6 protein-coding genes and 1 tRNA gene are annotated in these 5,332 nt (G+C 37.8%); 2 read left to right on the top strand and 5 right to left on the bottom strand.

Going from position 1 to position 5,332, the window contains the following annotated elements:
- Positions 1-202: 202 nt before the first annotated feature.
- The 4 genes from ACJMMI_RS05520 to ACJMMI_RS05535 all read right to left on the bottom strand — a co-directional run bounded on the left by ACJMMI_RS05520 (position 203) and on the right by ACJMMI_RS05535 (position 2,875).
- Positions 203-583, bottom strand: coding sequence for a hypothetical protein (locus ACJMMI_RS05520; protein ID WP_176784929.1), 381 nt, complete (start codon positions 581-583; stop codon positions 203-205).
- Positions 584-656: 73 nt separating this feature from the next.
- Positions 657-1,826 (bottom strand): hypothetical protein, encoded by a 1,170-nt coding sequence (locus tag ACJMMI_RS05525; protein ID WP_405354213.1) that lies wholly within the window; start codon positions 1,824-1,826, stop codon positions 657-659.
- A 219-nt stretch (positions 1,827-2,045) separates the two neighbouring features.
- On the bottom strand, positions 2,046-2,456 hold the full coding sequence (locus ACJMMI_RS05530) for a peptide deformylase (RefSeq protein ID WP_405354214.1): 411 nt from the start codon (positions 2,454-2,456) through the stop codon (positions 2,046-2,048).
- A 56-nt stretch (positions 2,457-2,512) separates the two neighbouring features.
- Positions 2,513-2,875 (bottom strand): HIRAN domain-containing protein, encoded by a 363-nt coding sequence (locus ACJMMI_RS05535; protein WP_405354215.1) that lies wholly within the window; start codon positions 2,873-2,875, stop codon positions 2,513-2,515.
- A 184-nt stretch (positions 2,876-3,059) separates the two neighbouring features.
- Between ACJMMI_RS05535 and ACJMMI_RS05540 the strand changes: the two genes are divergently transcribed.
- Positions 3,060-3,233, top strand: a complete 174-nt coding sequence (locus ACJMMI_RS05540) for a hypothetical protein (protein WP_405354216.1) — start codon at positions 3,060-3,062, stop codon at positions 3,231-3,233.
- A gap of 23 nt (positions 3,234-3,256) precedes the next feature.
- On the opposite strand, the gene ACJMMI_RS05545 is transcribed toward ACJMMI_RS05540, so the two are convergent.
- On the bottom strand, positions 3,257-4,846 hold the full coding sequence (locus ACJMMI_RS05545) for an O-antigen ligase family protein (protein WP_405354217.1): 1,590 nt from the start codon (positions 4,844-4,846) through the stop codon (positions 3,257-3,259).
- 183 nt (positions 4,847-5,029) lie between these two features.
- On the opposite strand from ACJMMI_RS05545, the gene ACJMMI_RS05550 reads away from it, so the two are divergent.
- Positions 5,030-5,106: transfer RNA gene (locus ACJMMI_RS05550), tRNA-Pro, on the top strand.
- Positions 5,107-5,332 lie beyond the last annotated feature (226 nt).

Genomic DNA, 5,332 nt, shown 5'->3' on the forward strand with positions numbered 1-5,332 from the left:
TTCGATTTTGAAGAAGTTTCTGATTTGTCAATTAGCAAAATAGCTAAATTTGCTACCTGCGTTTTGTGCAAATATTAGTTTTATAAATTTCTGATTTTATACGGGGTAACTGTCACAACTTTTCTTAAGTTGTTGGCATTGGCGCCCTAATACCCGTCGAAAGAAAAAACGGCAGAGAACGAGTCTCTGCCGTGAAAGAGATTTATTTGTTAATTCTGCCTTCAGCATAGTTGATTTCTTCCTCTATGCTTTTTACATACTCGTTATAGTCAACCCACTTTCGCATATGTTCCGATTTGAAATTTTGCTGATTGTAATTTTCGGGGGTTACTTTGGCAAGGCGAGAGCGAAGAGCAGCAACAAGCTCTTCGCTTTGGGTTTGTTCAACTATTTCCTCAAAAATTTCCGAAAGGAAATACAGTTCCTCATCGTCGCACTCGTTTTGTAGAAAATTTATTGTAGCGGCAACATCCTTTGTAAACAATTCAATGGTTGCCTTCCAATAATCTTCAACCCAATAATTATCTTCACTTTCGACTACACGAAAACGAGCAGCCTCTTTTAAGGTGTCAAACTTTATCATTTATGCTTCCTCCTTATTACTGAGCTTTGATTGGAGTCGGGAAAAACAGTAGCAATTTTTCCGTTTGTTCGTTTCACGCCGATACGCACACCTTTATAAAAGATGTCATTTTAGCAATGTTTTCTTCTGTAAAGATTTTGTCAATTACGCTGCCGATTGAATCTGAAATATCCTTTGAAAGGTCGGAAAGCTCTGCGTATTTGTCAATAAACTCCTGGCTTGCTGTATCGTCAGCAGCAGCCTCAACCTCTTGTGCAAGTGAAATTACATTTTCTGCCTTTGCAGCAGTTGTCTTGCTGATTCTGCCTGCGTTGTTCACGCTTCTTGCCATATCCTTTGCTTCACTTCTTGAAACTGAAAGTGTAGCAGGAGCATTTACAGGAAGCTGTGGAGTTTTGTACTTATTCATAATAAGCTCAGCAAGCACCTTGATATACTCAATCTGTGACTGCCACTCTTCATCTGTCATTTCAAGAAGGTCGCCGTTTGTAAGCTGACCTACAGGCTCAAGAAGTGAGCTTGTGTCAAATGTACCGACATAAAGCTTATCGTTATAAACCTGCATTCTCCAGATATACTGGTTTTCATTGCGGTCAAAGCCTGAGCCTAAGCCTGTAGTACTGCCGTTAGGGAACATTTTGTCTGAATCACCGACAACGAGGTCGATATTTTCGTTTTCGTCCATTCTATAAAGGTTTACAGACTGCTCAAGGTTTGCGTTTACAAAGTCACAGCTCTGGTCAAAGAGTACTTTCTCAAGTGCGATTTCCTCATCGTTGTATTCGCCGATGTAGAGGTAACCGTTGTAAACACAGAGGTTTGCAGCACCTGATCTTGTTCTTTCAGGGTCAATGCCGTAGGTGTATTTTGCGTTATCCTTTTCCTGATCGCCTACAACAGAAGTCCAAGTCCACTTGCCGTTGTCATCTCTGTCGCCTCTGATGATAGCGAATGACTGCATTGTGTTGTCATCAGGCTTATTCTCAGGTCTGCCTGTGCAGATTGAAACATAAAGTGAATCGTTATATGTAGCCATATCCCAAATAGAACCGCCGTAGATGCTGTCCTGATAGCGGTAAGCCGGGTAGTTAAACATATCACTCATATTAGCGATTACTTTGAATGAATTAGGATCTTCCGGATTGTCACTCTCACAAATGTATGCACCCTCAAGGCCAACAAGACTGATGATAAGCTTGTCCTCGTAAGTGCTGATACCTCTAATACCAACGCTTATGCCCATCTGATAAGCCTTATAGTACTCCTTTGTTTATATTGATATATATAATATTATATAATATATCTTTACAAAATTTTACTATACTTTGCAAAAAAAATGTCAATGAATAATTGCGGTAAAATGTTGATTGAAGTTTGTTCACAAGCACAATAGTATTAATTGTAGACACAAAAGCGACATTAAGTTGATTTATAAACGCAAAACGAATATTTGATTAATTTTTTATATCAAAATGCCGTTGCAATGGTCAACTTCATGCTGAATTATTTGTGCCGTAAAGCCTGTAAAGGTGCGTGTAGTCTGCTTGAATTTGTCGGTAGTATATTTTACCTGAATTGTTTTAAATCGCTTTGTTTTACGCTCACCGTCAAGAGAAAGACAACCTTCTTCGGTTTCATATTCGCCGTAGCCCTTGATGATTTCAGGATTGAACATCAGAATATACTTTCTGTTGTCGCTTATTGCAATAATTCTTTTTGACACACCAATCATATTTGCCGCCATACCCACACAGCCCTCAAAATTAGCTTTTAGCGTGTCGAGTAAATCAATAGCGGTTGGCATATCCATAGGGCCTGCATCAACAGATTTTCTTTGCAAAAACATAGGATCTCTCATAATTTCCTTTACCATATTTATCCCTCCTTACTTGCTATGATTATAGCATATTTGTCGGGAATTAACAATGTTTAAAACTCCTCACAATTCTCTGTAATCTCGGTTTTATCGTCGGCAGTATGCAAATACTTATCTTTAATGCCGCCAACTACTTCACAGATAACTTTGGTAGAAGTAATAAACATTACCTTTACCTTGAATTTTTTCTTTACATAACAGTTGATTCCGCCGGCACCTAAAGTGCCGGTTGCCTTTGTGTATGGTGAATTTGCTATGTATCCGATTGTGCCTATGTTTTTCATTGTTACCTTAATAGCCTCGTTATCGTGTGGATTGCTTGGCTCCTTTTTGCAGGTGAGTTTTTTACCGATTTTAAAAGGTGTCATTCCGTAATAATATTTTGTACCTGTGATTGTAACATAAAGCTTTTTCATAGTGTTTCCTCCTTAGAATATGTATATTTTTTTCTATGCTTAAATTATACAATATTCATAGGGTAATAAACAGGACTTTGCTCGACCGAATAATTTTTATCTGCAAGGCAAAGAGAGTTTTTTGGGACACCTTTTTATTTATAATAATAAGCAAAGCCCCAAATAAATAAAAAGGAGAGTAAAAATGCCTGACGCAAACATTTATGTAAATATGTGCATTTTCATTATAATAACTTACGCAATGCGTTATCCTGTAAAATCAATTTTGTGCCGAAAACCACAACAAAAACCTAAAAGAAAATATACACCAAAGAAAGCACCACAAAAAAGAGTTGCATATAAAAACAGAACAGCTTAAAAATAGGCTGTTCTGTCAGAATTTTATTCAGTTATTTTTTGCTGTCGGGCAACCGCCTCGCAAAGTGCAACAAATATAATAAAGAGCGGAGTAGTAATCGGCTGGTAAAGGTTTACCGTTGCCTGCACCGCATAGCTTATTACCGATGCGCAAAATGCTATGGCAATCGGATTTTTAGAGGCTGATTTTATTGCACCCTTTAACGCACCTCCAAGGATTGCAAGATATGACGCAAGTCCGAAGATTCCGGTTGTTATAAGGTAGTTGATGTATTCATTGTGGGCACAGTTTGTGGAACTGTCGCCGTAGTGCTTCAATCCCTCAAAATAAGGCTCAAACACAGTGGCAAATGTATCAGGGCCACAGCCGAAAAGCTTGTTGTAGATTGAAAAATCGCCAAATATCCAGAATGAGCGTATCCACATATAGCCTCGGTGAGTACCCCAGCTATCGTTAAATCTGAAAAAGCTTTTCAGAAAGCCGATGTCGGTTTTTGTATCAACTACGCTGAAATAATACATTAATGCAATCATACCTATAATACCTAAGACGATGATTACACCCAAAGCAATCGGAATTGCGATTGGTGAAATTTTATCGGGCTTTTTGTAATCAACAAGAAACAGGACTGCGGTAATAACAGCAAATACGGCAATTACTGCCCAAATCAAATTTGAATATACCAAAAGGCTCTGAAATTCGGAAATCCCTTTTGATTTGTCGCCCATACAAAGTGAGAACAGGCGGAGAATTTTGCCGCTTAACAGCATAATTGTTGTGGCAAGAAAAAATCTCTTGAGCCTTTCTACTCTGCGAGAAAACCATATCAAAAGCACAGCAAACACAGCACCAAGTCCGAGAATTCCCGAATAGCTGTCGGCGGTCATAAGTGCCATATAGCCAAATGCGGTTGAAATGTAATAGACAATTCGGTGACTGCGATTTTTGCTGATGACCGAAAGGGCAAGCGTTGCCGGCATAATAATGCAGATAAAGCTTGACATCAAATTTTTGTTGCCGATTGTTGAAGTAAAGTTTGTGATAGTCTGCTCATCGGTAAGAGTAGTAAACATTCCGAGAGGGTCTATGTAAAAGCAGTTGAGAATGTCGAGCAAATAAATTGCTATTGAACATCCCGCAAGTGCCACCAAAACATAGTTTTTAAAGCTGAAAAAGCGTGTGATTATAAAATAAACCACCGCATAGCATATCATTAAAAGCAAGCCGTTGTTTCGTCCGCTCTGCCCAAAGAAAGCGTCAGCAGGGTCTTGTGAAAATATAGTTGAAATTGTGCATACCAATATAAACGCAAGAACCGCATAATCTGTAAACGAAAGCTTTTTATACCATGGCACAGCCAATTTCTGATTTTTGGCAGGAACTTTTATATCGGAATCGGTAATTGCTGTAGCAACTATCATTATGACAAGTGCCGCAGTTGCCACAAGGAAAAAGAAGTATTTATCGTGCCTAATGTTGTAGTAATAGTCGGTGTAAAAAAGCGGAAACAGCGTAAACATAATAAGCAAAAAGATATTTACAAACTTGCTTTTTATGGAGTATTTATTCTCAGGCAAACCGCTTGACGGATTGATTTTTGAATTTTCAGACATATAAAACCGCCCTTCAATATATAATGTAATCATATTTTATACCCCAAAGCGAAGTATGTCAATCAAAGGAAAAAATAAATTTCAAAAAAAGTTTATTTTTTTGAAAAAAGGTGTTGACAAATGTGTATTTGTGTTATATAATAATGAAGCTGACTCAATGAGACAACAAAAAATAAATAATTTCGAGGTGTAACTCAGTTTGGTAGAGTGCTTGGTTTGGGACCAAGATGCCGCAGGTTCAAGTCCTGTCACCTCGACCATAAACAGCATTAGTACTTTGGTATTAATGCTGTTTTTATTTTATGTAAATACATCACTTGAAGATGAGCACTAATGCTTTTGCAAAAAGGCTCTATGTCAATAGTTGGGGTAAACCCGAAAAAGAAGAATTGAAATGAACAAGCGATAGTAAATCAAGCTATCGCTTGTTTTTGCATTTGGTGAGAAAACATATGTAAAATACGGTTACGGAAACGCTTAAAATTT

It is taken from the genome of Ruminococcus sp. (genome assembly GCF_045129435.1).
Taxonomy (GTDB): Bacteria; Bacillota; Clostridia; order Oscillospirales; family Acutalibacteraceae; genus Ruminococcoides.

What these genes read in the sequence shown, in the direction of transcription:
- ACJMMI_RS05520 (WP_176784929.1), bottom strand. Translation starts at nt 583, where the DNA reads ATGATAAAGTTTGACACCTTAAAAGAGGCTGCTCGTTTTCGTGTAGTC.
- ACJMMI_RS05525 (WP_405354213.1), bottom strand. Translation starts at nt 1,826, where the DNA reads ATGGGCATAAGCGTTGGTATTAGAGGTATCAGCACTTACGAGGACAAG.
- ACJMMI_RS05530 (WP_405354214.1), bottom strand. Translation starts at nt 2,456, where the DNA reads ATGGTAAAGGAAATTATGAGAGATCCTATGTTTTTGCAAAGAAAATCT.
- ACJMMI_RS05535 (WP_405354215.1), bottom strand. Translation starts at nt 2,875, where the DNA reads ATGAAAAAGCTTTATGTTACAATCACAGGTACAAAATATTATTACGGA.
- ACJMMI_RS05540 (WP_405354216.1), top strand. Translation starts at nt 3,060, where the DNA reads ATGCCTGACGCAAACATTTATGTAAATATGTGCATTTTCATTATAATA.
- ACJMMI_RS05545 (WP_405354217.1), bottom strand. Translation starts at nt 4,846, where the DNA reads ATGTCTGAAAATTCAAAAATCAATCCGTCAAGCGGTTTGCCTGAGAAT.